Source organism: Micromonospora sp. DT4, assembly GCF_049841675.1.
In the GTDB taxonomy this organism is placed as follows: domain Bacteria; phylum Actinomycetota; class Actinomycetes; order Mycobacteriales; family Micromonosporaceae; genus Micromonospora.
In genome coordinates this window covers 84585-111154 of sequence record NZ_JBNCKT010000002.1, presented here as the reverse complement: position 1 = coordinate 111154, position 26570 = coordinate 84585, and the positions used below count along the sequence as shown (strand labels likewise).

At 73.0% G+C, this 26570-nt stretch carries 25 protein-coding genes; 12 read left to right on the top strand and 13 right to left on the bottom strand.

The genetic code is table 11. The annotated features are described in order from the left end of the window. Positions 1-5: 5 nt before the first annotated feature. The 6 genes from ACLQ24_RS01475 to ACLQ24_RS01450 form a co-directional block, all read right to left on the bottom strand. Positions 6-680 carry a permease prefix domain 1-containing protein gene (locus ACLQ24_RS01475; RefSeq protein ID WP_425888582.1) on the bottom strand — a complete coding sequence of 225 codons (675 nt, stop codon included), beginning with the start codon at positions 678-680 and terminating at the stop codon, positions 6-8. Between the two features lie 68 nt (positions 681-748). Beyond that, positions 749-2548 carry a thiol reductant ABC exporter subunit CydC gene (gene cydC, locus ACLQ24_RS01470; RefSeq protein WP_425888581.1) on the bottom strand — a complete coding sequence of 600 codons (1800 nt, stop codon included), beginning with the start codon at positions 2546-2548 and terminating at the stop codon, positions 749-751. Then, positions 2545-4221 (bottom strand): thiol reductant ABC exporter subunit CydD, encoded by a 1677-nt coding sequence (gene cydD / locus ACLQ24_RS01465; protein ID WP_425888580.1) that lies wholly within the window; start codon positions 4219-4221, stop codon positions 2545-2547. The genes cydC and cydD overlap by 4 nt, the downstream gene beginning before the upstream one ends. Next, the gene (locus tag ACLQ24_RS01460) at positions 4218-4856 is read right to left on the bottom strand and encodes a cytochrome d ubiquinol oxidase subunit II (RefSeq protein WP_425888579.1); all 639 of its coding nucleotides are present in this window, start codon (positions 4854-4856) and stop codon (positions 4218-4220) included. Before ACLQ24_RS01460 ends, cydD begins: the two co-directional genes overlap by 4 nt. A 161-nt stretch (positions 4857-5017) precedes the next feature. Then, the gene (locus ACLQ24_RS01455) at positions 5018-5923 is read right to left on the bottom strand and encodes a M56 family metallopeptidase (RefSeq protein WP_425888578.1); all 906 of its coding nucleotides are present in this window, start codon (positions 5921-5923) and stop codon (positions 5018-5020) included. Positions 5924-5933: 10 nt separating this feature from the next. Then, positions 5934-6407 (bottom strand): BlaI/MecI/CopY family transcriptional regulator, encoded by a 474-nt coding sequence (locus ACLQ24_RS01450; protein ID WP_425888577.1) that lies wholly within the window; start codon positions 6405-6407, stop codon positions 5934-5936. A 206-nt stretch (positions 6408-6613) separates the two neighbouring features. Between ACLQ24_RS01450 and ACLQ24_RS01445 the strand changes: the two genes are divergently transcribed. Next, positions 6614-6826, top strand: a complete 213-nt coding sequence (locus ACLQ24_RS01445) for a hypothetical protein (protein WP_425888576.1) — start codon at positions 6614-6616, stop codon at positions 6824-6826. A 119-nt stretch (positions 6827-6945) separates the two neighbouring features. On the opposite strand, the gene ACLQ24_RS01440 is transcribed toward ACLQ24_RS01445, so the two are convergent. Genes ACLQ24_RS01440 through deoC form a run of 3 tightly spaced genes read right to left on the bottom strand, consistent with a single transcriptional unit; the run spans position 6946 to position 10159 of the window. Next, on the bottom strand, positions 6946-7770 hold the full coding sequence (locus tag ACLQ24_RS01440; RefSeq protein ID WP_425888575.1) for an aldehyde dehydrogenase family protein: 825 nt from the start codon (positions 7768-7770) through the stop codon (positions 6946-6948). After that, a complete protein-coding gene (locus ACLQ24_RS01435) occupies positions 7763-9193 on the bottom strand; it encodes an aldehyde dehydrogenase family protein (protein ID WP_425888574.1) in 1431 nt (476 codons plus the stop codon). The genes ACLQ24_RS01440 and ACLQ24_RS01435 overlap by 8 nt, the downstream gene beginning before the upstream one ends. Positions 9194-9199: 6 nt before the next feature. After that, positions 9200-10159 carry a deoxyribose-phosphate aldolase gene (gene deoC / locus ACLQ24_RS01430; RefSeq protein WP_425888573.1) on the bottom strand — a complete coding sequence of 320 codons (960 nt, stop codon included), beginning with the start codon at positions 10157-10159 and terminating at the stop codon, positions 9200-9202. A gap of 123 nt (positions 10160-10282) precedes the next feature. Between deoC and upp the strand changes: the two genes are divergently transcribed. Continuing rightward, positions 10283-10915 (top strand): uracil phosphoribosyltransferase, encoded by a 633-nt coding sequence (upp, locus tag ACLQ24_RS01425; protein ID WP_425888572.1) that lies wholly within the window; start codon positions 10283-10285, stop codon positions 10913-10915. A 74-nt stretch (positions 10916-10989) separates the two neighbouring features. Beyond that, a complete protein-coding gene (locus ACLQ24_RS01420; protein WP_425888571.1) occupies positions 10990-11667 on the top strand; it encodes a GOLPH3/VPS74 family protein in 678 nt (225 codons plus the stop codon). 130 nt (positions 11668-11797) lie between these two features. Here the strand turns inward: ACLQ24_RS01420 and ACLQ24_RS01415 are convergent, their stop codons facing one another. Both ACLQ24_RS01415 and ACLQ24_RS01410 read right to left on the bottom strand, forming a co-directional pair. Continuing rightward, positions 11798-13513 carry a phospho-sugar mutase gene (locus ACLQ24_RS01415; protein WP_425888570.1) on the bottom strand — a complete coding sequence of 572 codons (1716 nt, stop codon included), beginning with the start codon at positions 13511-13513 and terminating at the stop codon, positions 11798-11800. 48 nt (positions 13514-13561) lie between these two features. Then, on the bottom strand, positions 13562-15625 hold the full coding sequence (locus tag ACLQ24_RS01410; RefSeq protein WP_425888569.1) for a serine/threonine-protein kinase: 2064 nt from the start codon (positions 15623-15625) through the stop codon (positions 13562-13564). Between the two features lie 206 nt (positions 15626-15831). On the opposite strand from ACLQ24_RS01410, the gene ACLQ24_RS01405 reads away from it, so the two are divergent. Both ACLQ24_RS01405 and ACLQ24_RS01400 read left to right on the top strand, forming a co-directional pair. Further along, positions 15832-17415: an acyl-CoA mutase large subunit family protein gene (locus ACLQ24_RS01405; protein WP_425888568.1), complete on the top strand. Its 1584-nt coding sequence runs from the start codon at positions 15832-15834 to the stop codon at positions 17413-17415. 440 nt (positions 17416-17855) lie between these two features. Then, positions 17856-19115, top strand: coding sequence for an amidohydrolase (locus tag ACLQ24_RS01400; protein WP_425888567.1), 1260 nt, complete (start codon positions 17856-17858; stop codon positions 19113-19115). Here the strand turns inward: ACLQ24_RS01400 and ACLQ24_RS01395 are convergent. Beyond that, the gene (locus ACLQ24_RS01395; protein WP_425888566.1) at positions 19072-20037 is read right to left on the bottom strand and encodes a DUF4349 domain-containing protein; all 966 of its coding nucleotides are present in this window, start codon (positions 20035-20037) and stop codon (positions 19072-19074) included. The two genes, ACLQ24_RS01400 and ACLQ24_RS01395, sit on opposite strands and share 44 nt — an antisense overlap. Before the next feature lie 114 nt (positions 20038-20151). Between ACLQ24_RS01395 and ACLQ24_RS01390 the strand changes: the two genes are divergently transcribed. The 6 genes from ACLQ24_RS01390 (at position 20152) to ACLQ24_RS01365 (ending at position 24354) form a co-directional block, all read left to right on the top strand. After that, a complete protein-coding gene (locus ACLQ24_RS01390; protein WP_425888565.1) occupies positions 20152-20784 on the top strand; it encodes an MBL fold metallo-hydrolase in 633 nt (210 codons plus the stop codon). A gap of 4 nt (positions 20785-20788) precedes the next feature. Continuing rightward, a complete protein-coding gene (locus ACLQ24_RS01385; RefSeq protein ID WP_425888564.1) occupies positions 20789-21760 on the top strand; it encodes a hypothetical protein in 972 nt (323 codons plus the stop codon). 76 nt (positions 21761-21836) lie between these two features. Continuing rightward, entirely contained in the window at positions 21837-22571 is a 735-nt protein-coding gene (locus tag ACLQ24_RS01380) for an SCO6745 family protein (RefSeq protein WP_425888563.1), read from the top strand. A gap of 63 nt (positions 22572-22634) precedes the next feature. Next, entirely contained in the window at positions 22635-22913 is a 279-nt protein-coding gene (locus ACLQ24_RS01375; RefSeq protein WP_355048915.1) for a type II toxin-antitoxin system Phd/YefM family antitoxin, read from the top strand. Next, the gene (locus ACLQ24_RS01370; RefSeq protein WP_355048914.1) at positions 22910-23320 is read left to right on the top strand and encodes a type II toxin-antitoxin system VapC family toxin; all 411 of its coding nucleotides are present in this window, start codon (positions 22910-22912) and stop codon (positions 23318-23320) included. The genes ACLQ24_RS01375 and ACLQ24_RS01370 overlap by 4 nt, the downstream gene beginning before the upstream one ends. Positions 23321-23394: 74 nt before the next feature. After that, on the top strand, positions 23395-24354 hold the full coding sequence (locus ACLQ24_RS01365) for a GNAT family N-acetyltransferase (RefSeq protein ID WP_425888562.1): 960 nt from the start codon (positions 23395-23397) through the stop codon (positions 24352-24354). Between the two features lie 72 nt (positions 24355-24426). Here ACLQ24_RS01365 and ACLQ24_RS01360 read toward each other — a convergent pair whose 3' ends face one another. Continuing rightward, complete coding sequence (locus ACLQ24_RS01360; protein ID WP_357175024.1) at positions 24427-24882, bottom strand: gamma-glutamylcyclotransferase; 456 nt, start codon at positions 24880-24882, stop codon at positions 24427-24429. Positions 24883-25047: 165 nt separating this feature from the next. On the opposite strand from ACLQ24_RS01360, the gene ACLQ24_RS01355 reads away from it, so the two are divergent. Continuing rightward, on the top strand, positions 25048-26451 hold the full coding sequence (locus ACLQ24_RS01355; RefSeq protein WP_425888561.1) for an NAD(P)H-quinone dehydrogenase: 1404 nt from the start codon (positions 25048-25050) through the stop codon (positions 26449-26451). Positions 26452-26570: the final 119 nt, after the last annotated feature.

The following is a 26570-nucleotide window of genomic DNA, read 5'->3' as shown; positions in this document are numbered from 1 at the left end:
CCGGGTCAGCGGGCGGTGCCCCGCACCCACCCGCGCGCCGCGCGCGTCAGCGAGAAGTACGCCGCACCCACCACCACCATGCCGACGATCATCGGCGGCCACGTCAGCGCCGCGTCCCACAGATCGACCGACCACACGAAGAGGGCGCCACCGGCCGCCATGCCGAGGGCCAGCGTGCCGGTCAGGCCGACGCCCACCGCTCGCTGCGCCACCGCCAGGTGGGGTCGCGACGACCGCGCACCCGCCCAGATCACCAGCAGACCGGTCACCGCGAGCAGCAGCCCGCCGGCCCAGATCCAGTCGACCGTGGCGGACAGCAGCCGGTAGGCCGCGGGCGGTTGTGGGCCGACGCTCCAGCTCGACCCGCGCCAGGTGAGGTCGCCGGCCGCCACCAGGACCCCGGCCACGGCCAGCATTCGCAGGGAGAGGCCGCGCAGGGCGGCCACCGCCAGCTCCGCCTGCCAGGAGGGCAACACCTGCGCCGGTGAGCCGAACTCGGCCACCGCCCGGCGCTGCGCCTCGGCGGGCGGCAGGCCACTCTCGCGGTACGCGTCGACGGCGTCCAGCAGGTCGTGGCGCGCCTCGGTCAGCAGGTCGGACTTCAGCCGTGCCGGACCCTGCAACCGGGACTCCAGCTCCCGCAGGTGCTCGTCGACCAGGAAGTCCTCCGCGTGCCGCATGGCACCACCCTGCCACGGGCGCAAGGGCACCCACGTCGGGGAGAACCCTGGTCCGTCCCCGAAACACCTCAGGGGGCCAGCGCCAGGTACCCGCGCTCGGCCGCCGCCTGGAGAAGCCACTGGTCCCGGTACCAGCCGGGGGTGGCAACCAGCTCGGCGTGCCGGCCCCGCTGGATCACCCGACCCCCGTCGAGGACGACGATCTCGTCGAGGCCGGCCAACCCGCTGAGCCGGTGACTGATCAGCAGGACCGAGTGCCCGGCGGGGGTGGCGGCGAGAGCGGAGGCGAGCACCGCGTCGGCGGCGGCCGGGTCCAGCCCCTCGGTGGGCTCGTCGAGCACCAGCACCGGCGGCGCGGCGAGCAGGGCCCGGGCGAGCGCGAGTCGCTGCCGCTGGCCGCCGGAGAGCTGCCCACCCTCCTCGCCGACCAGCGTGTCCCAACCGGCCGGCTGGGCGCGTACCCAGTCCAGCAGGCCGGCGGCCGTCACCGCCCCGGTCAGTTCGTCCTCGCTCGCCCCGGCCCGGCCGAGCAGCAGGTTCTCCCGGACGGTGGCGTGGAAGACGTACGCCTCGGCGAGCAGCCCACCGACGACGGAGGGCAGCTCATCCTCGTCGTACGCGGACAGGTCGCGGCCGGCCAGGGTGACGTGACCGGCGGTGGGCTGGACCGCCCCGGTCAGCACCGCGGCGAGGGTGCTCTTGCCGGCGCCGCTCGGGCCGACGAGGGCGATGCGCCGGCCCGCGGGCAGGTCCACGCTGATCCGGTCCAGCGCCGGTGCGGCACCGGCCCGGTATCGCACGGTCACCTCGACGAAACGCAGGTCGTGCGGGCCGGCCAGGTCGGTCACCGGGGGAGCGGGCGTGGCCGTGGGTGTGTCGGCGTCGAGGAGGGCGGCCACCCGGGCCAGGCCGGGCCGTAACTGGGTCCACTGTCGGGCGGCCGAGACCAGGGCCAGCGCCACCTCCAGGGCGGCCAGGGTGCCGACGGCCAGCACCCCGACGAGGACGCCCGGCACGTCGGAGGCCTGCGCGACCAGCACCACCGCGGCGGCGGTCAGGCCGGCGACCAACACGCCGGCCGCGTCCACCGCGAAGCCCGTGGCGGCCAGTCGGCGTTCCAGGCGCGCGAGCCGGTCGGCCCGCTGTTCGGCGGCGCGCAGCGCGGCGTCGGTCGCTCCGAACGCGGCCAGGTCGGCGGCACCGTGGGTGAGGTCGACGGCGTCGGTGGCCAACGCGCCGCGCAGCGGCGCCACCTCGGCCGCGCTGCGCCGGGTGACCACGGTGGCCAGCGCCGGCAGCGCCACACCGGCGACGACCAGCCCGGCGGTGAGCACCCCGGCGGCCGGTGGCGAGATCAACGCCGCACCGACCACCGCCAGCACCCCGACCAGGGCCGCCGCCGCGCCGGGCACCAGGACCCGCAGCAGCAGGTCCTGGACCGCCTCGACGTCGGAGACCAGCCGGCTCAGGACGTCCCCCGAGCGGTGTGGGGCGTGGCGACGGGCCGCGAGGGTGCCGAAGACCCGGGCGCGCACGTCGGTGATCATGCGAAGGACCGCGTCGTGCCCGGCGAGCCGTTCGGCGTAGCGGAAGACGCCCCGACTGATGGCGAGGGCCCGGACGGCGACGATCGCCACGGTGAGCCGGTCCAGGGGCGGCTGACCGGCGGCGCTCATCAGCAACCACGTCGCGGTGGCCATCAGGGCCAGCCCGGCGAACTCGGTGGCGGCGGCGAGCATCCCGGCGCCGGCCAGGCGGCCCAGGTACGGGCGGGCCAGCCGCAGCACGGCACGCTCGGCGGCGATCCGCCCGGCCGGTGACGGGTCGGCGTCCGGCCCGAGGGTCACCGGCTCCGGCGTGGTGCTCATCGGGTCGCCTCCCCGGTCGGCACGGGCGTCAGCTCGGTGATCCGGCCGTCCTCGATGCGCAGGACACGGTCGGCGTCGGCCAGCAGCGCCGGTCGGTGCGCGACCAGCAGCGCGGTGCGCCCCGCGACCAGCCGGCGGGTGGCGTCGAGGACCACCGCCTCACTGGCCGTGTCCAGTCGCGCGGTGGGCTCGTCGAGCAGCACCACCGGCGCGTCCCGCAGGAACGCCCGGGCCAGCGCCACCCGCTGCCGCTGGCCGCTGGACAGCCCGTGACCGCGTTCGCCGAGCAGCGTGTCCAATCCGGCGGGCAGGCCGGCAACCACGTCGTCCAGGGCCGCGTCGCGCACCGCGGCGGCGACCGCCTCGGGCGGGGTGTCCGGTGCGCCGAGTCGGATGTTGTCGGTCAGCGTGCCGGCGAACAGGTGGGCGCGTTGCGGTACCCAGGCGACCTGTCGACGCCAGGCGTCCAGGTCGACGGTGGCGAGGTCGACCCCGTCGACGGTGACCCGGCCGCCGGTCGGCGTCACGAAGCCGAGCAGCAGGCCGAGCAGGGTGCTCTTGCCGGCGCCGCTGGGTCCGATCACGGCGATCCGCTCGCCGGGTCGGATGGTCAGGGTCACGTCGCGCAGCGCGGTGGTCCGCTCGTACGCCACGGTCACGGCCTCGAGGTGGATCTCCCCGCGCCCGTCGGCGACGGCCGCGCCCTCGGCGGCGCGCTGGGTGGCGGGCGCGGCCGAGACGGTGAGCGCCTCGTCCAGCGCCGTCAGCCCCTCCATGCTGGCGTGGAAGCGGCTGCCCGCGGCCCGCAGCGGCAGGTACGCCTCCGGGGTGAGCAGCAGTACCAGCAGCGCGGTGTGCAGGGCCAGCCCGCCACCGAGCAGCCGGATGCCGACCGGCACCGCGACCAGCGCCACCGAGAGGGTGGCGACCAGCTCCAGCACCAGCGCGGAGAGGAACGCGATCCGCAACGTCTTCATGGTGGCGGCCCGGTGCCCGTCGGCCATCCGGCGCACCACCTCGGTCTGTGCCCGGGCCCGGCCGAACGTCCGCAGGGTCGGCAGCCCGGCGACCATGTCCAGGAAGTGCCCGCCCAGCAGGGAGAGCCGCCGCCACTGCCGCTCGGTGGCGGCCTGCGCCTGCCAGCCCAGCAGCACGCCGAAGACCGGGATCAACGGCAGCGTCAACGCGATGATCAACGCCGAGCTCCAGTCGGCGAGGACGATCCGCGCCAGCACCGCCACGGGCACGGTCACGCTGAGCACCAACTGCGGCAGGTATCCGGTGAAGTACGCGTCTAGCGCGTCCAGCCCCCGGCCGGCCAGGGTGGCCAGCTCGCCGGCCCGCTGCCCCGCCACCCAGCCCGGCCCGTGCCGGCCCACCGCCCCGAGCAGGTCGGCCCGCAACGTGGCCTTGACCGTGGCGGCGACCCGCGCGGACACCGTGCCCTGCGCCCAGACCAGCGCCGACCGGGCGGCGACCGCGAGCACGAAACCCGCCAACGCCGGCCGGTTCAGGCGTCCGTCGAAGGCGGTCGCCAGTATGGCCGCCAACGCCGTGGCCTGCGCGACGATCAACGCGGCGGCGAGCACGCCGAGGAGGGCGAGCACGGCGAGATCGCGCCGGGCCGCAGGGACCCGACGCAGTAGACGCGGGTCGAAGGGACGGCGGTTCACCAGTTCACCGGTGCCCTGCCGTCGGTCCGTCCCCGGAAAACCCACCAGCACATCGCCTGGAAGCCTAGTAGGGCCGGCAGCAGCGGCAGTGCCACCCAGCCAAGCAGCCGCAGCGTCGGCGCGCTGGCGGCGGCGTCGGCCACCGTCAGCGAGGCGTCCGGGTCGGTCGTGGACACCAGGATGTAGGGCCACAGGGCTGCGCCGACCAGCGCCACCGGCAGCGCCAGGGCCGCGCCGGTGGCGACCAGAGCCCACCCCGGCCGCCGCCGCGCCAGCGCCGCGCGGGCCGCCAGCAGCGCCGCCACCAGCACCACCGGCAGGAGTACGGCCATCGCCGGTCGCTGGACGGCGTCGCGTACCCGAGAGGAGAGCAGGCCCGCGACGGTGGCCAGGCCGACCGCGCAGAGTGCCACCGGCACCAGTCGGCGGGCCGTGCGGCCGGCCACGGCGGCAGCGGCGCCGTCGGCCGGCAGTCGCAGCGTGAGGAAGGTCGCACCGTGCACCGCGACCAGGGCGAGCAGGGCCAGCCCGGCGGCGGCGGCGAACGGGGTGGCCAGGTGCGAGACGACCACGAACAGGAAGTGGATCGACGTGGTGGTGGCGAACTGGAGGCGAGCGAGGAGCAGCGTGTCCATGGCCGGCTCTTTCGTAGCTGTTGGCTCCCTTGTCGTAGCAACCCTACACGTAGCTTGCCTACATGTTACTTCTACTACGCGCCGTCGTAGTAAATATTACGACGGGGCGTAGTAGAAGTGGGTCTCGGGTGTGATCCGCGCGAGCGAGGGCGCGCGGGGGATCAGCTCAGGAAGAGCGTGATCGGGAGGGCGACCAGGGTGGCGGCCACAGCGAGGGCCGTGGCGCCGAGGGCCCGGGGAGGCCGGTCGGCGACCAGCAGGCGCTGCACGCGTACGTCCAGATCGCGGTCGCCCAGACCCAGCGCGCCTACCGGTGTGACCCGGTGGCCGGCGGCGGCGAACCGGCGCAGCGCGCCCGCCAACGGCGCCTCGGCGTGCAGTTCGCGGGCCTTGTCGTCGGCGCGCATCTCGACCAGCAGGGCGACCCGCTCATGCGCGTCCCGGACCCAGCCGAACCACGGCAGCGCCCGGCAGAGGGCGGTGAACGGCAGCAGCACCAGATCGTGCCGCTCGTGGGCGTGCGCGCGCTCGTGGGAGAGCACGGCCGCCAGCTCGGCCCGGTCCAGCAGGCTCAACGTGCCCGCGCTGACCACCACCTGCGGCTTCACCCCGGGCAGGCAGTACGCGGCGGCGCTCGGATGGTCCAGGACGAGCGCCCCCGGCGCGGCCGGGTCATCCCGGGCCACCAGGGTGAGCAGGTCCCGGTGCCGGCGTTGGGCGCGGATGGTGCCGTGGATGCTGCGGACGGTCGTGGTGCCGAGCACCGCTCCGATGCCGAAGCCCACCCCGACACCGGCCAGGTGGAAGGCGGTCTCCCCGACGGGCAGGGTGCCATGCAAGAGATCGGAGGCCAGGGCGAGCAGCGCGCTTCCGGTCGGCAGGTCGTACGCGCTCAGCCCGAGCGCCATCGGCAGGCCCATCGCGGACAGGCCCACCGCCAGCCCGACGGCCTGCCAGCAGACGATCGCCACCCGTGGGCTACGCCAGGTCCAGGTGGAGCGGGCCAGCACCTGGGCGGTCAGATAGCAGGCCAGCATGGTGGCGGCGAAGTGCACGGCGTAGGCCATGGCGCGTGCCCTACCGCTCCGCTGCCTCGCCGGCTGGCCGCCGGCCCGCCGGCGGATCCACCCGGTCGGTCAGGGCGTCGGCCCCGCCCGTGGCGCTGTCGGTGGAACCCGGCGGGGTCAGCCCGGCCTCGCTGCCCAGCGCGGCCCGCAGCACCTCGGCCTCGGTTCCGGTCACCGAGCGGGCGAAGCGCACCAGCGCGGCGTCCCGGCTGCCACCCAGGTCGAGGGCATCGAGCATGAGCTGGGCGATGTGTGCCTCGCGGCTGGCCGCCGGCCGGTACCGCCAGGCGCGGCCCTCCCGCTCCCGCTGCACCATGCCCTTGCCGGCGAGCCGGTCGAGGACGGTCATCACCGTCGTGTACGCCAGCTCGCGGCCGTCGAGCGCGTCGGCCACCTCGCGCACGGTCACACCGTCCGACGTGCCTGGGACCACGTCCCACAGCACGTCCATCACCGCACGTTCGAGATCACCGAGCCGAGTCACAAACCCAATCCTACCCCCGGTAGTAGACCCCTCACCCACCCGACCAGGCCGGTCATGAGGTCAGCCGGCCAGGGGAGACCGATCCCCCGCCACCCCATGACCAAGAAGGCCGGAGCGGGCCTGCCGGCACAAGATCCAGACAGGAACAGGGGTGTTGCTGCCTCCAGGGCGATGGAGGCAGCAACACCCCTGAAGTTGCGCAGATCTTGGCCGCGCCGCCGATCCCGCCGATCGCGCCGATCGCGCCGATCGCGCCGGCCGCGCCGATCGCGCCGGCCGCGCCGATCGCGCCGATCGCGCCGGCCGCGCCGGCCGCGCCGATCGCGCCGGCCGCGCCGCCGGGTGCGCTGGCCGCCCCGGCCGCCGCGCCGATGGCCCCGCTGACCGGCGACCCGACGTCGGGCAGGACCCCAAGCTGACCCACCCGACGAACCCGGCCGACGTCAGGTTTCCGGGGGAGCCCGCCCACGCAGGGATCAAGCCTGACCGCCCGGAGTGGGTGGGCTCCCCCGGAAAACTCCCAAGGCCGAGAACAGGCTCACACCCCCTTGGGGTGCCACACCGTCTTCGTCTCCAACAACGCGGTCATCCGGGTCACGCCCGGGTCGGCGGACCAGTCCACCTCAACCGGGGCCGGTCGGAGCACCCGCTTGAGGTTCTCCGCGGCCTTGACCTCCAGCTCGGTGGCGAGCGAGGCGTCGGTCACGCCGGTCAGGTCGATCGCGTTGACGTCCAGGTGCGAGGCCAACGTCGGCGCGGTCTCGGTGATCGCGCCGGTGAGGATGTTGACGACACCGCCGGGCAGGTCGGAGGTGGCCAGCACCTCGGCCAGCGTCACCGCCGCCAACGGCTCGGACGGCGAGGCGGCCACCACCACCGTGTTGCCGGTGACGATCGCCGGGGCGATCACGCTGACCAGGCCGAGCAGCGCCGGACGCTCCGGGGCGACCACCGCGACCACACCTGTCGGCTCGGGCGCGGAGATGTTGAAGTACGGGCCGGCGACCGGGTTCGCGCCGCCGTACACCTGGGCGAGCTTGTCGGCCCAGCCGGCGTACCAGACCCAGCGGTCCACCGCCGCGTCCACCTCGTCGCCGGGGATGCCCAGGGCGACGAACTGCTCGCGGCGGCCCTCCAGCATCTCGGCGGCCCGGTAGAGGATCTGACCCCTGTTGTACGCGGTCGCGCCGGCCCAGCCCTTCACGGCGGCGCGGGCGGCGACCACCGCGTCCCGGGCGTCCTTGCGGGAGGCCAGTGACACATTCGAGGACTGCACGAGATACGACCGTCCCGACTCGCTGCGCGGGAACTTCCCGCCGATGAAGAGCTTGTACGTCTTGCGTACCGCGACCCGCTCAGACATTGAGGTATCCCTCCAGCCCGTGCCGGCCGCCCTCGCGACCGTAGCCCGACTCCTTGTAGCCGCCGAACGGCGAGGTGGGGTCGAACTTGTTGAACGTGTTGGCCCAGACCACACCCGCGCGCAGCCGGTCGGCCATCCACAGGATGCGGGAACCCTTGTCGGTCCAGATCCCGGCCGACAGCCCGTACGGCGTGTTGTTGGCCTTCTCCACGGCCTCGGCCGGCGTGCGGAAGGTGAGCACCGACAGCACCGGCCCGAAGATCTCCTCGCGGGCGATGCGGTGTGCCTGGGTGACGCCGGTGAAGATGGTGGGCGCGAACCAGAAGCCCCGGTCGGGCAGCTCGCACGGGGCCGACCAGCGCTCGGCGCCCTCGGCCGAGCCGGCGTCGGACAGCTCGCGAATCCGCTCCAGCTGGGCGGCCGAGTTGATGGCGCCGACGTCGGTGTTCTTGTCCAGCGGGTCCCCGACACGGAGTTGGGCCATCCGCCGCTTGAGCGACTCCAGCACGCGGTCGGCCACGTTCTCCTGCACGAGGAGGCGGGAGCCGGCGCAGCAGACGTGCCCCTGGTTGAAGAAGATGCCGTTGACGATGCCCTCGACGGCCTGGTCGATGGGCGCGTCGTCGAAGACGATGTTGGCGGCCTTGCCGCCCAGCTCCAGGGTCAGCTTCTTGCGGGTGCCGGCGACGGACCGGGCGATGGCCCGGCCGACCTCGGTCGAGCCGGTGAAGGCGACCTTGTCCACGCCGGGGTGCTCGACGAGCGCCCGCCCGGTGTCGCCGGCGCCGGTGACGATGTTGACCACGCCGGCCGGCAGGTCGGCCTGCTGGCAGATCTCGGCGAACAGCAGCGCGGTCAGCGGGGTGGTCTCGGCGGGCTTGAGCACCACCGTGTTGCCCGCCGCCAGCGCCGGAGCGATCTTCCAGGCCAGCATGAGCAGCGGGAAGTTCCACGGGATGACCTGTGCGGCCACGCCGAGGGGTCGCGGGTTCGGGCCGAAGCCCGCGTGTTCCAGCTTGTCGGCCCAGCCCGCATAGTAGAAGAAGTGCGCGGCGACCAGCGGCAGGTCGACGTCGCGCGACTCGCGGATCGGCTTGCCGTTGTCCAGCGACTCCAGCACGGCCAGCTCGCGGGAGCGCTCCTGGATGAGCCGGGCGATCCGGTACAGGTACTTCGCCCTGTCCCGGCCGGGCATCGGACCCCAGACCTTGTCGTACGCCTTGCGGGCGGCACGGACCGCACGCTCCACGTCCTCGGTGTCGGCCTCGGCGACCTCGGCCAGCACCTCCTCGGAGGCGGGGTTGATCGACTTGAAGCTGCCGCCGCCGGTCGGGTCGACGAAGGCCCCGTCGATGAACAGGCCGTACGAGGGTTTGAGATCCACCACCGAGCGGGACTCGGGGGCGGGGGCGTATTCGAACATCGGCTATCAGTCCAGGGTGAAGTAGTCGGGACCGGAGTAGGTGCCGGTCGTCAGCTTGGTGCGCTGCATCAGCAGGTCGTTGAGCAGGCTGGACGCGCCGAAGCGGAACCAGTCCGGGTCGAGCCAGTCCGGGCCGACGGTCTCGTTGACCATCACCAGGTACTTGATCGCGTCCTTGGTGGTCTTGATGCCGCCAGCGGGCTTCACGCCGACCTGCCGTTCGGTCGCCTCGCGGAAGTCGCGGACGGCCTCCAGCATGACCAGGGTCACCGGCAGCGTCGCCGCGACCGGGACCTTGCCGGTGGAGGTCTTGATGAAGTCGCCGCCGGCCAGCATGGCCAGCCAGGAGGCGCGGCGCACGTTGTCGTAGGTGGCCAGCTCGCCGGTCTCCAGGATCACCTTGAGGTGGGCGTCCCCGCAGGCCTCCTTGGTGGCCACGATCTCGTCGTAGACCTCCTTGTAGCGCCCGGCCAGGAACGCTCCCCGGTTGATCACCATGTCGATCTCGTCGGCGCCGGAATCGACGGCGGCCCGGGTGTCGGCGAGCTTGATCTCCAACGGCGCCTGACCGGACGGGAACGCCGTCGCGACGCTGGCGAGGTGGACACCGGATCCGTGCAGCACCTCGGCCACGTACGGGACCATCGCGGGGTAGACGCAGACCGCGCCGACGTGCGGGCACGACGGGTCGGCCGGGTCCGGGCGCAGCGCCTTCGCGGCCAGCGCGCGCACCTTGCCGGGGGTGTCCGCGCCTTCGAGGGTGGTCAGGTCGACCATGCGGATCGCCAGGTCGATCGCCTGCGCCTTGGCGGTGGTCTTGATGGAGCGGGTGCCGAGCTGTGCCGCCCGCTGCTCCGCGCCGACCTGGTCGACGCCGGGCAGGCCGTGCAGGAAGGTCCGCAGAGCGGTCTCGGATCGTCCCAGCTCGGAGAGGTCCGACCGGGCCGACGTCGTTGTCGCCGTCATGCTGAGAAGTCTACGCACGGAACCGCTCAGTGATCTTGGTCACGGCGGCGGTGGCGTGAGCGACGTCGCCGGTCCGCCCGCACCCCCACCGATATGCCGAACGGCCCGGTAGGTTGAGCGATCGTGGACGTACACGTCATTGACCACCCGCTGGCCCAGTCTCGGCTGACCGCCATGCGGGACGCGCGCACCGATTCCTCGACGTTTCGGGCGGCGCTGCACGAACTGACCACCATGCTGGTGTACGAGGCGGCGCGCACCTTCCCCGTCGAGCGGTACCCGGTGCAGACGCCGGTCACCGGCACCGAGGGCACCCGGCTGGCAAACCCGCCGTTGCTGGTGCCGGTGCTGCGAGCCGGCCTCGGCATGGCGGACGCCGCGCTCGGCCTCCTGCCCGAGTCCTCGATGGGCTTCGTCGGCCTGGCCCGGGACGAGGAGACCTACGAGCCGCGCGCCTACATGGAGTCGCTGCCTCGGGAACTCGCCGGCCTGCCGGTGCTGGTCCTCGACCCGATGCTCGCCACCGGCGGCTCGTTGGAGCATTCCTGTCGGCTGCTGGCCGACCGGGGCTGCACCGACATCACCGTGCTCTGCGTGCTCGCCGCGCCGGTCGGCATCGAGCGGCTGGAACGCTCCGGACTGCCGTTGCGCCTGGTCACGGCCTCGATCGACGAGGGCCTCAACGACCGCATGTTCATCATCCCCGGGCTCGGGGACGCCGGTGACCGCCAGTTCGGCGGCATGCCCCGGTTCTGATCTTCTACCCGGTCGGTGCCGGGTGACGGCAGGTCCGCGCGCGGTGGTGCGTGGACCCGCTACCGTCTCCGGCCATGACTGGTGTTGCGCTCGCCGAGGAGCTGCTGCTCCTCGCCTACGACGACTCGACCGGCAAGGCGACCATGCCGCGGATCAGCCTGGACCTGGGCATGGCCGCCGCGGTGCTGGTCGAGCTGGCCCTGGCTGGCCGGATCGCGTACGCCGACGGGTCGCTGACCATGGTCGATCCGACGCCCACCGGCGAGCCGATCACGGACGAGGTGCTCGCCCGGATCGCCGCCGACACCCCGCACACCCCGGCGTCGTGGGTGCAGCGCCTGCGGCACGGCCTGCGCGACAAGATCCTCGGTGACCTGTGCGCCCAGGGTGTCGTCCGCGACGTCGACGAGACCGAGCTGGGCTTCATCCACGTGCACCGTTATCCGGTGGTGGACAGCTCCGTCGAGGCGGACACCCGCCAGCGGCTGGCCGAGGCGCAGGCCGGCGCGGCGGCCCCGGACGAGCGGACCGCCGCCCTCGCCACCCTGGTCGTGGTGCTGCGGATGGAGTCGGCGCTGGGCGTGAGCGGGGAGGAAGCCGCCACCGCCCGCCGGCGGCTGGAGGAGATCGCCACCGGGGCGGGCTTCTCCGGCCAGGTGAGCACCGACGACTCGGTGGTCCGCCCGTCGGTCGGTCTGGTCGTCGCCGCCCTGGCCGCAGCGGTCGACGCGGCACTCGGCAAGCGCGCCTGACGGTCGGGGCCAGCCCCCTCCCTGACGCCCTTTGCTCTGCTTCAACCCGCGCAACGCAGGCGGCCGCCGTGTGTCGCCTCCGCTGAAGCAGAGCAAAGGGAGCGTGGCAGGTGGGTGGGGGCGATCGCGGTCAGATGCCGAGGGCGGCGGCGATCTCGGCGCGCAGCAGCGCGACCGCCGCGGCCGCCCGGCTCCGGGCGGCGGCGACATCGCCGTCGGACACCGGCTCCACCACCTCGAGGTACGCCTTGAGCTTCGGCTCGGTCCCCGAGGGGCGAATGACCACCCGAGCCGTCGCGGTACGCAGGATCACCACGTCCGACTCGGGCAGCAGGTCCCGGACACTGTCGACCGGCTGCCTGAGCAGCGTGGTCGGGGTGGCCGTCCGGATCCGGGCCATCGCGTCGGCGATCTCCCGCAGGTCGTCCACCCGGACGGAGAGCTGATCGGTCTGGTGCACGCCGAACTCGGCGGCCAGCTCGTCCAGCCGGTCGGTCAGCGTACGACCCTGCGCCTTGAGGCCGGCGGCCAACTCCGCCACGGTCAGCGCGGCCGTGATGCCGTCCTTGTCCCGGACATGCTCCGGGGCCACGCAGTAACCGAGCGCCTCCTCGTAGCCGAAGACCAGCGGCGCGCTTCCGCCGCCGGCCCGCACGATCCACTTGAAGCCCGTCAGCGTCTCGTCGTAGGGCAGGCCCCGGGCCGCGCACATCGCCCGCAGCAGGGACGACGAGACGATGGTGGTGGCGTAGAGCCCGGTCACCCCGCGCCGCATCAGGTGATCGGCGAGCAGTACGCCCACCTCGTCGCCGCGCAGCATCCGCCAGCCGTGCCGGTCTTCGCTCCCGGTTGCGGGGCTCGCGAGCTCACTTCTTGCCGGCGCGCCCTCGCGGACGACCACGGCGCAGCGGTCGGCGTCCGGGTCGTTGGCGATGGCGAGGTCCGCGCCGGTGGAGTCGGCCAGCGCGATCAGCCGGTCCACCGCCCCGGGTTCCTCGGGGTTGGGGAACGAGACGGTCGGGAACGCCGGGTCGGGCTCCGCCTGGTCGGGCACCACGCCGGGGACCGGGAAACCGGCCCGTGCGAACGCCGCGGTGAGCACCGCCGCGCCCACCCCGTGCAGCGGGGTGTACGCCACCGACAGGTCCCGTGGCCCGTCCGGGTCGATCACGGCGGTGGCCCGCGCGACGTACCCGGCGACGAGGTCGTCACCGAGCACCTCGCCGGCCCGCCCCAACGGCACCTCGGCCAGCGGGCCGACCGCACGGATTGCGGCCTCGATGCCGGCGTCGGCCGGCGGCACGATCTGCGCCCCGGCGCCCAGCTCACCGCCCAGCTCCGCGCCGAGGTAGACCTTGTAGCCGTTGTCCTGCGGGGGGTTGTGGCTTGCGGTGACCATCACGCCGGCCACCGCGCCCAGTTGGCGTACCGCGTACGCGAGCACCGGCGTGGGCAGCGGCCGGGGCAGCAGCAGCGCCGGCCGGCCGGCGCCTGTCGCCACCTGGGCGGTGCGCTCGGCGAACTGGCGGGAGCCGCGCCGGGCGTCGTACCCGATCACCAGCGGGCCGGTGCCACCCTGGGCCGCGAGCCAGGTGACCAGGCCGGCGGCGGCCTGGGTGACCACGGCGAGGTTCATTCCGTTCGGGCCGGCGCGCAGCGGACCGCGCAGGCCGGCCGTGCCGAAGGTCAGTGGGCCGGCGAACCGGTCGGCCAGCTCCGGGGCGCTCGCCGGCAGCCCGTCGAGAACCGCCGTCAGCTCGTCCCGGCTCGCCGGATCGGGGTCGTCGGCCAACCAGCGCCGAGCTTGCTCGCGAATGTCGTCGATGTCAGTGGTGTCCGCCGCCATGCCCCTTGATAGCACGGCGGCGGATCACCACTGTCGGTTCCCTCCGGCTCAGCCGTTTCCGGTGAGCTGGAACGTCTTCACCATCTCGTCGAAGATCGGCTTGCTCTCGGCGAACACGTCCTCGGTGGCGGAGAGGTAGAACGAGTACGACTTGCCGTCCTTGACGACCGCGCGCCACACCCCGTGGCGCATCTCGCCACCGGAGCCGCAGGTGTACTCGAATTCGACGCCCGGGCTGCCCGCCAACTGCTGCTCGGCGATGGCCACCTGCTCGTACGGCTTTTTGCAGTTGGTGCTCTTGGTGCGGAGGAAGTTTTGCGCGCTCTCCGCCCAGCGGGTGGGCGTCCCGGTCCACTTCTCGGTGAGGATCCGGATTTTGCGACCGTCGTCCTCCGGGTCGATGTAGTCGGTGTACGAGCCGCCGGTGGCCTTCTTCCAACCCTTCGGCACCATCACCTGGATGCCGCGGGCCGAGTGCTCCTGCATCTCGACACCCGGGCCCGCCGGCGCGGACGGGGTCGGCTGCGCCTGCGGGGTGCTCGGCGAGGGGTCGTCCCCGCCGGAGAGCGCCACGATGCTGATCAGCAGCAGCACGGCCAGGCCACCGGCTGCGGCGAGCTGGACCTTGCGCGGCCAGCCCTTGACCGTGGTGACGAGTTGCCCGCCGGTCGCGCGGACCTTGTCCAGGGCGCTGCCGCCACCACCGGCCGGGGCCGGCGTCGTCGTCCAGGGCTGGCCGGTGCCCGGAACCGACCACTGGTTGCCGCCGCCGTAGGTGCCGCCGATGCGCTGGGTGGCCTCCGGCGTGCCGTAGTTGACCTGCTGGGTGGCGTCGGGCCGGTTGCCGTAGGTGACCCGCTGCGTGGCGTCGGGATGCGCCCCGGCGTCCACCCGCTGGGTGGCGTCCGCGCTGCCTCCGTAGGTGCGCCCCGCGGCGGGGCGGCCCGAGGCGGACATCGCGCCGGTGGGCGTGTGCAACGGGCCGGCGAGCGCGTCGGCGCTGGTCTCGTCGAGGGCCGCGGCGGCACTCGCGGCGGCCGGCTGCGGACGCTCGCCCCGGCGTAGCGCGGCCAACCGGTCGGTCAACGACTCACCCGGGGCGAGCATGGCCCGGCCACCGATCTGGTTGTCCGGCGTCGACTCGGGCTGGGCCGGCGTGTGCACGGGGGCGGGGCGCTGCTGCACCGGCACGACGGCGTACGGGTCGGTGACCGAGTGCACCGCGGCGGCGGTGCTGCCCAACGGGCCGGCGAGCAGTTCGCGCAGCATGCCCCGGGAGGTGTGCACGTCCAGCCGGCGGGCCGGGTCCTTCTCCAGCAGGCCCATCAGCACTCGGGTCAGCGGGCCGCTGCGCTGCGGCGGCGCCGGCGGGTCCTCGACGACGGCGTGCATGGTCTCGATCGGGTCGCCCTTGTCGAACGGCGGACGCCCCTCGACGGCCGTGTAGAGCGTCACACCCAGCGAGAAGAGGTCGCTCGGCGGACCGAACTCCTGGCCCATGGCCCGCTCGGGCGAGATGAAGTGCGGGGAGCCGAGCACCATGCCGGGGGTGGTGAGCTGCACGTCGGTGGGCATCCGGGCGACACCGAAGTCGGTCAGCACGCAGCGCCCGTCGGAGCAGATCAGCACGTTGGCCGGCTTGACGTCGCGGTGCAGCACGCCGATGGCGTGGGCGACCTCCAGTGCGCCGAGCAGCGCGATGCCGATCTTGGCGACCGCGCGGGGCGCGACCGGACCGTCCTCGATGACCATGTCGGCGAGGCTGCGGGCGTCCAACAGCTCCATGACGATCCACGGCCGACCGGCCTCGGTGACCACGTCGTACACCTGCACCACGGCGGGGTGCTGGATGGCGGCGGCGGCACGGGCCTCGCGCAGCGTCCGCTCGTACATGGCGTCGCGGTCGCTGGGCGCCAGCCCCGGCGGAAGGACGACCTCCTTCACCGCCACGTCGCGGCGCAGCAGGGTGTCTGTGGCGCGCCACACCGTGCCCATGCCGCCGTTGCCCACTGCGGACCGCAGCGAGTACCGGCCACCGATGGTGGTGCCGGGTGCTGCACGTCCGCTGGCGGGACTTACCTGTCCGCCGCTCCACGTCGGGATCTGAGTCACAGAAAAGCCACCGGGGGAAATCGAGGGGGGCTGGGACACAACCCCCCTATCTTGCTGGTTCCGACGCCCGATGCGAAAGCCGACGCGGCGGACGTTTACCGAAGTCCACAGATCGTGCCCGGGTGTTCACCTCCCGTCGACCGGTCGAGACGCACTGTGCGGTATCCCTCACCCGACCTTCGGCCAGGGCGTCCTACCATCCGGGGATGAGTGAACGGCGGTCAAGTGAGTCCGGTTTCCCGATCAAGGGCGTCTACACGGCGGCTGACCTTCCGGAGGACCTGGACTCCCGGCTGGGCGGCCCGGGCGAGTTCCCGTACACCCGAGGGGTCTACCCCACGATGTACACCTCCCGTCCGTGGACCATGCGCCAGTACGCCGGCTTCGGCACCGCCACCGAGTCCAACGCGCGGTACCACCAACTGTTGCGGGCCGGCACGACCGGTCTCTCGGTCGCCTTCGACCTGCCGACCCAGATGGGGTACGACTCGGACGACCCGATCGCGCACGGCGAGGTCGGCAAGGTCGGGGTGGCCATCGACTCCATCGAGGACATGCGGCTGCTCTTCGCCGACATCCCGTTGGACAAGGTCTCCACCTCGATGACCATCAACGCGCCCGGTTCGGTGCTGCTGCTGCTCTATCAACTCGTCGCGGAGGAGAACGGGGTCCCCGGCGCCGCGCTCAACGGCACCATCCAGAACGACATCCTCAAGGAGTACATCGCCCGGGGGACGTACATTTTCCCGCCGAAGCCGTCGCTGCGCCTCGTCGCCGACACCTTCGCGTACTGCCGTGAGGAGGTGCCGAAGTGGAACACCATCTCCATCTCCGGCTACCACATGGCCGAGGCCGGCGCGACGCCCGCGCAGGAGATCGCGTTCACCCTGGCCAACGGTGTGGAGTACGTCCGGGCCGCGCTGGCCGCGGGGCTCGCGGTGGACGACTTCGCGCCCCGGCTGTCGTTCTTCTTCGTGGCCCGCACCACGCTGCTGGAGGAGGTGGCGAAGTTCCGCGCCGCCCGGCGGATCTGGGCCCGGCTCATGCGTGACGACTTCGGCGCCAAGAATCCGAAGTCGATGATGCTGCGCTTCCACACCCAGACCGCCGGTGTGCAGCTCACCGCCCAGCAGCCGGAGGTGAACCTGGTCCGGGTGGCGGTGCAGGGCCTGGCCGCGGTGCTCGGCGGCACGCAGTCGCTGCACACCAACAGTTTCGACGAGGCGATCGCGCTGCCCACCGAGAAGGCCGCCCGGCTCGCGCTGCGCACCCAGCAGGTGCTGGCGTACGAGACGGACCTGACCGCCACCGTCGACCCGTTCGCCGGCTCGTACGTGGTGGAGGCGATGACCGCCGAGATCGAGGCCGCCGCCGTGGAGTTGATGGAGCGGGTGGCCGACCACGGCTCGGCGGTCGACGCCATCGAGGCCGGGTTCCAGAAGCGGGAGATCGAGCAGTCCGCGTACCGGATCGCCCAGGAGATCGACTCCAGCGAGCGGGTCGTGGTGGGGCTCAACCGGTTCACGGTCGACGAGGAGGAGCCGTACGAGCCGTTGCGGGTCGACCCGACGATCGAGGCGGCGCAGGCCGAGAGGCTGGCCCGGCTGCGCGCCGGGCGGGACGCCGACGCGGTGACGCGGGCACTCGCCGACCTGCGGGCAGCCGCCGAAGGCTCGGACAACGTGCTGTACCCGATGCGGGAGGCGCTGCGGGCCCGGGCCACGGTGGGCGAGGTCTGCGGGACGCTGCGGCAGGTGTGGGGCCAGTACCGGCCCACCGACCGGTTCTGACGCCGACCGCGCCGGGTGTGCCCACCCGGCTCCGGGGGTACGCCAAAGGTGCGCCGGAACGCACACCGTGTGCGGTCGGGTTGCGCGAGCGTATGTGAGCGTCCTTGTCCGGCCCGTTGCGGAGCGTGGTCGTCTTATTGTCGGAGTGTCAGTTCATCACCCCGACTAATGCGACAATTCGCGGTGGGGATCCATGCGTGGCGTCGCGACTCATGGACACTCGGGCCGGTTACGCGTTGTAGGAGGTGAGGGGGCGGATGTCGGCGTTCGAACGCGATCTACCTGCGGTCCCGCACCTCGATGAGCGCCCTCAGCAGGGCATACGTGACGCTACGCGAGCCGATCATCACCGTAACGAGGTTGCGCAGCGTCACCGCCGGAGGTCTAGGCTGTCTGCTGTCCCCGATGATCCATCCATCTCTAGTGATCGAGAATTCGACGTGACGAGTGCGTTGACGCTGCCCACGGGCGGCCAGCTGGCGTCGTCCTGGCTGGAGACCGCGCCCGGGTCCCAGCCCCTGCCCCGCGACCTGGACCACCTCCTCGCCCTTCGGGTACCGGGGCTCATCGCCACGCGCCGTCACCTTCACTCGCACCCTGAGTTGTCGGGTACGGAGTTCGAGACGGCGGCCCTGATCGCGCGGGAACTCTCGCTGGCGGGTCTGCGCCCGCGGCTGCTACCCAAGGGCAACGGCGTGATCTGTGACGTCAACGGCCGTCCGGACGGCCCGATCGTCGCGCTCCGCGCCGACATCGACGCGCTGCCGCTCGACGACCCCAAGGACGTGCCGTACCGCTCCACCGTCGAGGGCGTCTGCCACGCCTGTGGCCACGACGTGCACACCTCGATCCTGCTCGGCGTGGGCATGCTGCTCGCCCAGCTAGCCGACCTCGGCGAGCTGGACGGCCGGGTCCGGCTGATCTTCCAGCCGGCCGAGGAGATCCTGCCCTGCGGCTCGCTGGAGGTCATCGAGGCCGGCGGCCTGGACGACGTCGTGCAGATCTTCGCGCTGCACTGCGACCCGAACCTGCCGGTGGGCCAGGTGGGCCTGCGGGTCGGCCCGATCACAGCCGCCGCCGACAACGTCACCGTCCGGCTCTCCGGGCCGGGCGGGCACACCGCGCGCCCGCACCTGACCGTCGACCTGGTCGACGCCCTCGGCCGGCTGATCACCGAGGTGCCGGCCCTGGTCAGCCGCCGGGTGCCGGCCAACAGCGGGCTGCTGCTGGTGTTCGGCCACGCCTCGGCCGGCACCCGTTACAACGTCATCCCCTCCGAGGCGTCCGCCTCGGGCACGCTGCGCGTCATGGACCGCGACACCTGGGAGAAGGCGCCCAAGATCGTGGCTCAGGTGGTGCGGGACGTGATCGCCCCGACCGGTGCCACGGTCGATCTGGAGTACCTGCGTGGTCGGCCGCCAGTGAGCAATGACTCCCGGGCGATCCAGGTGCTGACCGCCGCCACCGGTGCCGCGCTCGGCCCGGAGGGGATCGCCGAGACACCGCAGAGCATGGGCGGCGAGGACTTCTCCTGGTACCTGGAGTACGTCCCCGGCGCCCTCGCCCGCCTCGGCGTGGGACGTATCGGACCCAACGTCGACCTGCACCGCGCGACCTTCGACGTGGACGAGCGGGCCATCCCGGCCGGCGTACGCGTCATGGTGCAGACCGCGCTGCGGGCACTGGCGGCGGCGCGCTGACCTCGGCGGCCTGCGCCGGCGACCTCCGTCGCCGGCGCAGCGCCAGCAGCAGAACCGCCAGCGGTACGCCGAGCGCCACCACCCACGGCAGCAGCGCGCCCACGACGGTGAGCAGGATGGTCATCGAGGTGGTGAACGCCTTCCAGCCGCCCTTGAACCCGACCAGGAAACCGGTCTCGGTCTTCTCCTCGCTGGTCTTCGCCGCCGGCCCGGCCAGCGCCACCGTGATCGTGGACAGCGCGGTCAGGTCGGCCAGCCGCCGCTTCTTGGCCTCCAACGAGGCCAGGTCCGCCTCCCGGCGACCCAACTCGTTCTCCAACGACACCAGGTCGGCGATCGAGTTGGCGCGGGCGAGCAGCCGTCGTGCGCTGTCCACGCGCGCCCGCTGCGTGATGATCCGGGCCTCCAGGTCGACGGTCTCCTCCGTGACGTCCTGGGTGTTGATCTCCCGGCTCTGCTGCCGACCGAGCTTCGCGACCTCCTCCACCACGGCGGAGAACTTGGCCGCCGGCACCCGTAACTGCAGTTCGGCCACCGCGTCGGCCTCGGCGCTGCGTCGCAGGTCGCCGCCGATGAAGCCACCGGCCCGGGTGACCACCGCGCTGACCTCGCGGGCCGCCGCGTCCACATCGGTCACCTGTACCCGCATCGATCCGGTGTAGATGATCGACCGCTGGTCGACCCGCAGATCCGGAGCACCGGCCCCGGCCGTCCCCGCCGCTTCCGCGCCGCTGCCCTTGTCAGCCGCCCTGTCCATGGCCGGGGCCTCGGCCGCCGGACCCGCCGGACCCGCCGGACCCGCCGGACCCGCCGAGTCCGCCGATCCGCTGTCGCCGGCGCTGCACCCCGCAAGGGCCAGCGCCGCCGTGAGTGTTCCTGCCGCCAGTAGTGCGCCGCGGCGCCGTCCTGTCCGTCCGTCCATCCCCGCTCCCATCGTGGTCAGCTTCAGTGGCGATAGCTCGGACGCGACGCGCACGCCCGCTGGTTCCGGCAGACTGCGCTGAGGACGTCACGATTCGATAGTCGAGGAGTCACGATGCGGCTCACCAAGTACGCCCACTCCTGTCTCCGGGTGGAACACGACGGGGGAGTGCTCGTGGTCGACCCCGGGGTGTTCAGCGATCCCGGGACGGCGCTGGACGGCGCGGACGCGGTGCTCGTCACCCACGAGCACCCGGACCACCTCGACCCGGCCGCGGTGCGTCTCCAGCTCGACCGGCAGCCGTTCCCGATCTACGGCCCCGCCTCGCTGGTCGACGCCCTGGGCGACGCGGCCGAGGCGCTGTGCCCCGTCGAATCCGGTGAGTCGTTCACCGCAGCCGGGGTCGCGGTCCGCGCGTACGGGGGGCGGCACGCGGTCATCCACCCGGACATCCCGGTCATCGACAATCTCGGCTACCTGATCAACGACGTGGTCTACCACCCCGGCGACTCCCTCGTCGTACCGGAGGAGTCGCCAGTCGACACGCTCTTCGCGCCGATCCACGCGCCCTGGTCGAAGTTCTCCGAGGTGCTCGACTTCATCCGGGCGGTCGCTCCGCGCCGCGCGTACGCCCTGCACGACGCCCTGCTCAACAACCACGGGCTGGGCGTGCTCAACCGCCAGTACGGGGCGATGTCCGGCACCGAGTACCAGCGTCTGGAGCCCGGTACCCGGGTGGACGTCTGACGCGATGCCCGGCCCCTCCGTGGAGCTGGTGCGGCAGCTCTACCGCACCCCACCGGACCGGTTCGTGGCCGCCCGGGACGCCGCGGTGGCCGAGGCCCGGCGAGCCGGGGACACGACCACCGCCCGGCAACTGGCCCGGCTGCGCCGCCCCACCGTCGCCGCCTGGCTGGTCAACCTGCTCGCCATCGAACGACCCGAGCTGGTGGACGACCTGGTCGGTCTGGCCGACGCGCTACGGGCCGCCCAGCGGGAGCTGCGCGGGTCACGGCTGCGGGAGCTGTCGGCCCAGCGTCGGGCGGTGGTCGCGGCCCTGGTCGCCGAGGTCCGCACGCTCGCCGCGGCGGAGCCCGAGGCGCCGCCGGCCAGCCGGCTGCCACTGGCCGAGGTGGAGGCGACCCTGAACGCGGCGCTCTCCGACGCCGATGTCGCCGAGCAGGTACGGGCGGGGCGTCTGCTCCGCTCGGCCACCTACGCCGGCTTCGGTGAGGTGCCCCGCCCGCAGTTGCGACTGGTCACCGGCGACGAGGAGGAGCCACCGGCTCGACAGCCGGGCGCCCAGCGCGAGAGCCCGGAGCCGAATCGCCGTACCGACCGGGCCGGGGAGCGTGCCGCGCAGGCCGAGCGGGCGGCGCAGCGAGCCGCCCGGGCCGAGCGGGCCCGCCGCCGTCGGGCACTGGACCGCGAGTTGGACCGTGCCCGCGCCGACCAGCAGCGGGCCGAGGACGAGCTGGCCGACGCGGTCGGGCAGGAGCGCGACGGGGTCGCCGTACTCGATGGGATCGAGACGGAGCTGGCCGAGTTGGAACGCCGGCGCGCGGTGGCGGAACAGGACCTGAGCCGGTCCAAGCTGGCCCGGCGGGCGGCCGAACGGGCGGTGACCGTGGCCCGCCGCCGGGCGGGCGAGGTCGAGGCGGCCGTCGAGGCGTTGGTGGCCGAAGAGGGGGATGCGGACGCGGCCGGTGGGGCGGCAGACTGACATCGATGGACGGCGACGAGTGGGTGGGCCGTCTACGGGCGGCCGTCCCCGAGCCGCGAGCGCGGGTGGCGTCCGGATGACGCCGGAGCAGCTCGCCGCCGCCAGCAAACCCGCCGTCCTCGACCTCGGCGACGGGTTCAGCAGGTGTCCGAGCACGCTGCGTCGGGCTCGGCTGCTCGGCATCTCCGGCTGGGCCTTCTACATCAGCGGTCGGGCCGGGGCGCTCGGCGACGTACGCGCGGAGACGGCCGCCGCGGCGATCGGCTTCGTCGCGCCGGACGCCGTCGCGGACGGCTGGGATGCCGCCGCCCGGGTCCTGCCGCCGGTCGAGGTGGCCGCCGCGAGTCTCGCCGAGTGCTGCCGGTGGGGGACGGAGATGCTGGGCGTGCTACCCGAGGTCGAGCGCCTGGCCGACCTCGTCGAGCGGGCGGTCGCCGCGGCCGACGCCAGCGGCATGCCGCTCTTCGCCGCGTGGCGGGCGATGCCGCTGCCGGACCACTCTCCGGGCGCCCGGAGCGCGGCCGGGCTGCGACTGCTGCGTGAACACTTCACGGGCGCCTACCTGCTGGCGGTACGGGCCGCCGGCATGACCCCGCTGGAGGCGGTGCTGGCCGGGCCGGAGGGCGAGGCCGGCGCGGTGGCGTGCGGCTGGCCGCCGCCGTACCCCGCGGTCGGGCCGTTGGTGCGTCGGCGGCTGTGGGCGGAGGCGGTGACCAACCGGCTGGCCGCGCCCGCGTTCGCGGCGCTCGGCCCCGCCGACGGCACCGAGCTGGTGGAGCTGCTGCACCACACCCGCGCCGGCCGCACCTGAACGGCCCGAGTAGCGGATGCGAAGAGGTGGAAGTGTAGAACATCTCGTTCTACACTTTGTTTTATGGAACGCATCGGAGTCCGGGAGCTCAACCAGAACACCAGTCAGGTACTGGCGCGGGTGAGCGGTGGCGAGACGGTCGAGATCACCGACCGTGGTCACCCGATCGCCCGACTCGTCCCGGTGAGCGACGACAGGTCGATGCTGGCCAAACTGGTGGCGTCCGGCCGTGCCGTCGCCCCCACCGGCGGAGGGCCGGTACCCCTTCCACCAAAGCTGGGCGACGGGGAAGTCGACGTGGCGGCCACGCTCACCGCGATGCGGGACGAGGAACGCTGGTGATCTATCTCGATTCGGCCGCCGTCGTGAAGTTGGTCAGGCAGGAGGCGTGCAGTGCCGACCTCGTCTCCTGGCTCAACACCCACCCCGACGTGCCGCTGGTCTCCTCCGCCCTTGTCGAGGTGGAGGTGCCCCGGGCCCTGCGCCGATCGGCTCCGCAGGCGTTGGTCGGCGTGCCCGCAGCCGTCGGACGGCTCTTTCGACTGGAGATCGACGGTACGATCCGCGCCACTGCGGCCGCGTTCGCCGAACCGATGCTCCGCAGTCTCGATGCCATCCACCTGGCCACCGCCCAGGTCCTGACCAACGAGTCCGGCACCGCACTCGTCGCCTTCGTCACCTACGATCGCCGACTGCTCGAATGCGCCAAGGAAGCAGGGTTACCCGTGGCGAGTCCCGGCCAGAACTGATTCACGGCTCCGTACACCGGGCCCGGCGGAAAATGGGCGGCGCGCTCGGTCGTCGGCTGCCAGGATCTACTGCCGTGACCCTTCCCGCCGGCTGGACCACGCGCCGGCCCACCCTCGACGACGTCCCGGCGATCCTCGCGGTGGTGCACGCCGCCGACACCTTCGCCGTCGGCCATCCCGACTTCGACGCCGAGGATGTCGAGCAGGCGCTGACCGCGCCCTCCTTCGACCCGAGCCGGGACTCCTGGCTGGCGCTCGACCCGGACGACACCGTCGTCGCCTGGGCGACGGTGGACAACCCGACCGGGGTCGGCCGGGAGTTCGTGGAGGTCTACGTCGACCCCGAGCGGGCCGCCCACCTCCGTGCGCCGCTGCTCGCCCGCCAGCTCGACCGGGTCGCCGAGCGCGCAACGGAGCGGGGGTTGCCGGCGCTCACCGCGCGCTGTGCGGTGTTCGCCCCGGAGCGCGACTGGGACCGGGACCTGCGGGCCGCGGGTTTCACCCTGGCCAAGCGGTACGTGCGCATGCGCCGCACGTTGGGCGACCTGCCCGCCGAGGCGGCGATGCCGCCGGGCGTGACGGTACGGCCGGTCCGCTTCGACGACGAGGCCGAGCTGCGGGAGTTCCACCGGATCCACGACGCCGCCTTCGGCGACACCCCGGACCACGAGCCGCTGTCGTACGAGCGGTGGCGGGCCCGCATCGGTGACGTGACCGCCTGGGACGAGTGGTTCGTCGCCGAGGTCGACGGGGTGCTCGCCGGCGCGTTGCAGTCCTCGGACCAGGCGCTCGACCGGCAGGAGGGCTGGGTGAAGAGTCTGTCGGTGCTGCCCGCGTACCGCCGCAGGGGTGTCGGTGCGGCGCTGCTGCGCCGCGCGTTCGCCCGCTACGCCGACAAGGGCCGGCAGTTCGCCGGCCTCGGCGTGGACCTCACCAACCCGACGGCCCCGGTGTCGCTCTACCGATCGGTGGGCCTGCGGGAGACCGGGTGGACCGACATGTACGAGCGGGTCGTCCCGGCCGCCGGTGTGTGATTGACGACCCCGGCCGGGCCCGACGGGCGTCCGGATCGGTGCCGGTTGCAGACTGGGGGAGTGGGATACGCGCTACGGGGACGCGGTGCCGGTGGGGCGGGACCGCAGCTCGGTGACGTAGTCGTCCGGCGCGCCCGCCTTCTCGGCGGCGTTCGCGATCTCGGACAGGTACCACGACGTCGGCAGGCCGCCCTCGTACCCGTCGAACACGTAGATCCACGCCGTGACGTCGCCGTCGAGGGTGGAGACCCGTACGTGCAGCTTGCGGTAGGTGCCGGCGGTGACGCCCTCGATCTCGTCGAGCTGCGCCGCGTCGTACGGGTGGATGTCGTAGATCGCCACGAACACCCGGTCGCCGGGGGACTCGACGACGGTGCTGACCGCGCCCTCCCAGCCGATCACGTCCTCGCCGGCGAAGGTCAGCCGCCAGCCCTCCAGCCAGCCGGTGCCGACCATCGGGGAGTGCGGGCAGTAGGCCCGCATCCGGGACGGATCGAGGTTTGAGCCGTAGGCGGCGTGATGACCCACGGCGATGACGATAGCCCGGCGGATGGGTGGGGGAGAATACGACTGTGCGTGTCGGATGCGCTCGGGAGAAGAAAGTCACTGTGAGCACAAGCGAAGGGCGAACGTGGTGAGCGCGAGGAGTGCAGCGCAGCGGAGCCCCGCAGTCGCGAGCGAAAGGATGGCGCTGTGAGCCGGATCGTGATCATCGGCGGTGGGCCGGCCGGGTACGAGGCGGCACTGGTCGCCGCCCAACTGGACGCCGATGTCACCGTGGTCGAGGCCGACGGCGCGGGCGGGGCCTGCGTGCTCTCCGACTGCGTACCGTCGAAGACCTTCATCGCCAGCTCTCAGGTGGTCACCGGCTACCGGGACACCGAGGAGTTCGGGGTGCACTCGGACGGCCTGGAGGCGGTGACCGTGGACGCGCAGGCGGTGCACGCGCGGGTGAAGCGGTTGGCGCTGGCGCAGTCCGCCGACATCCACGCCAAGCTGCTCAAGGCGGGCGTCATCTTCGTGGCCGGCACCGCCCGGCTGGGCGAGGACGCGCTCGGGCACACCCACCGGGTCATCATCACGCCCGCCGACGGCGGCGAGGAATATTCGATCGCCGCGTCCACCGTGCTGGTGGCCACCGGCTCGACACCCCGGCAGTTGCCCACCGCCCTACCTGACGGTGAACGCATCCTGACCTGGCGTCAGGTGTACGACCTGCCGGAGTTGCCGGAGCACCTGATCGTGGTCGGCTCGGGCGTGACCGGCGCCGAGTTCGCCAGTGCGTACCTCGCGATGGGGGTGGAGGTTACCCTGGTCTCCAGCCGCGACCGGGTGATGCCGCACGAGGACGCCGACGCCGCGTCGGCCATCGAGCGGGTGTTCCGCAACCGGGGCATGAACATCCTCAACAACTCCCGGGCCGACGCGGTGCGGCGTACCGCCGACGGCGTCGAGGTGGAGCTCTCCGACGGCCGCAAGGTCACCGGTTCGCACGCCCTCATCGCGGTCGGTTCGATCCCGAACACCGCTGACCTGGGCCTAGCCGAGTACGGCGTCGAGCTGGGCCGGGGCGGTTACGTCACCGTCGACCGGGTCTCCCGGACGAACGTGCCCGGTATCTACGCCGCCGGTGACTGCACCGGTGTGCTGCTGCTGGCGAGCGTCGCCGCCATGCAGGGTCGGATCGCCATGTGGCACGCCCTCGGCGAGGCTGTCCGCCCGCTACGGCTGCGGACGGTCGCCGCGAACGTCTTCACCGACCCGGAGTTGGCCACCGTGGGCGTCTCGCAGGACGAGGTGGACGCCGGCAAGGTGCCGGCCCGGCAGGTGATGCTGCCGCTGTCCGGCAACGCCCGGGCCAAGATGGACGACCTCGCCGACGGCTTCGTGAAGCTGTTCTGCCGGCCGGCGAGCGGTCAGGTGGTCGGCGGTGTGGTGGTGGCTCCGAAGGCCAGCGAGCTGATCCTGCCCATCACCATGGCGGTGGAGAACAACCTCACGGTCAACGAGCTGGCCCAGACCATCACCATCTACCCGAGCCTCTCCGGCTCGATCACCGAGGCGGCCCGCCAGCTCATGCTGCACGAGCTGGAGTGACGACGGCGAGCGCTCAGCCCCAGAAGCACTCCAGGTGGCCGTTTAGAACGACGGCGTCGGCCTCGGTGCGGAACGCGGTGGCGTCGGTGCTCAGGCCGGCGTCGACGCGTTCCGCGTAG

Bases quoted from the DNA above. Each gene is read 5' to 3' on its own strand.
- ACLQ24_RS01475 (WP_425888582.1), bottom strand. From the start codon at position 680: ATGCGGCACGCGGAGGACTTCCTGGTCGACGAGCACCTGCGGGAGCTG.
- cydC (WP_425888581.1), bottom strand. From the start codon at position 2,548: ATGAGCACCACGCCGGAGCCGGTGACCCTCGGGCCGGACGCCGACCCG.
- ACLQ24_RS01460 (WP_425888579.1), bottom strand. From the start codon at position 4,856: ATGGACACGCTGCTCCTCGCTCGCCTCCAGTTCGCCACCACCACGTCG.
- ACLQ24_RS01455 (WP_425888578.1), bottom strand. From the start codon at position 5,923: ATGGCCTACGCCGTGCACTTCGCCGCCACCATGCTGGCCTGCTATCTG.
- ACLQ24_RS01440 (WP_425888575.1), bottom strand. From the start codon at position 7,770: ATGTCTGAGCGGGTCGCGGTACGCAAGACGTACAAGCTCTTCATCGGC.
- ACLQ24_RS01435 (WP_425888574.1), bottom strand. From the start codon at position 9,193: ATGTTCGAATACGCCCCCGCCCCCGAGTCCCGCTCGGTGGTGGATCTC.
- deoC (WP_425888573.1), bottom strand. From the start codon at position 10,159: ATGACGGCGACAACGACGTCGGCCCGGTCGGACCTCTCCGAGCTGGGA.
- ACLQ24_RS01420 (WP_425888571.1), top strand. From the start codon at position 10,990: ATGACTGGTGTTGCGCTCGCCGAGGAGCTGCTGCTCCTCGCCTACGAC.
- ACLQ24_RS01415 (WP_425888570.1), bottom strand. From the start codon at position 13,513: ATGGCGGCGGACACCACTGACATCGACGACATTCGCGAGCAAGCTCGG.
- ACLQ24_RS01405 (WP_425888568.1), top strand. From the start codon at position 15,832: ATGAGTGAACGGCGGTCAAGTGAGTCCGGTTTCCCGATCAAGGGCGTC.
- ACLQ24_RS01395 (WP_425888566.1), bottom strand. From the start codon at position 20,037: ATGGACGGACGGACAGGACGGCGCCGCGGCGCACTACTGGCGGCAGGA.
- ACLQ24_RS01390 (WP_425888565.1), top strand. From the start codon at position 20,152: ATGCGGCTCACCAAGTACGCCCACTCCTGTCTCCGGGTGGAACACGAC.
- ACLQ24_RS01385 (WP_425888564.1), top strand. From the start codon at position 20,789: ATGCCCGGCCCCTCCGTGGAGCTGGTGCGGCAGCTCTACCGCACCCCA.
- ACLQ24_RS01380 (WP_425888563.1), top strand. From the start codon at position 21,837: ATGACGCCGGAGCAGCTCGCCGCCGCCAGCAAACCCGCCGTCCTCGAC.
- ACLQ24_RS01375 (WP_355048915.1), top strand. From the start codon at position 22,635: ATGGAACGCATCGGAGTCCGGGAGCTCAACCAGAACACCAGTCAGGTA.